Below are 274 nucleotides of genomic sequence, written 5' to 3'. Positions count from 1 at the left end.
CACGCAGGCACCCAGCGTGCCCACGGGCCTGACGGCGGGCACGGTCACTGAGACCTCGGTGGCGCTGTCCTGGACGGCGTCCACGGACAACGTCGGGGTCGTCGGCTACGACGTCTACCGCGGCACGACGAAGGTCGGGTCGGCCACCGGCACGACGTACACGGACACCGGCCTCACGGCCGCCACCGCGTACTCGTACACGGTGCGGGCCAAGGACGCGGCGGGCAACGTCTCCGCAGCCTCCTCCGCGCTGTCGGTCACGACGAAGACCGGG

Annotated in this window: 1 protein-coding gene; it reads left to right on the top strand. The window is 72.3% G+C overall.

The window, feature by feature from the left end; translation table 11 throughout:
• Nucleotides 1-16: 16 nt before the first annotated feature.
• The coding region (locus tag CWIS_RS18150; protein ID WP_304413446.1) for a fibronectin type III domain-containing protein at nucleotides 17-274 on the top strand (258 nt) is incomplete at its 3' end.

The organism is Cellulomonas sp. A375-1 (assembly GCF_001040865.1).
In the GTDB taxonomy this organism is placed as follows: domain Bacteria; phylum Actinomycetota; class Actinomycetes; order Actinomycetales; family Cellulomonadaceae; genus Cellulomonas; species Cellulomonas gelida.
The sequence above is the reverse complement of the archived record's forward strand: the minus strand, read 5'-3'. Positions and strand labels throughout refer to the sequence as shown.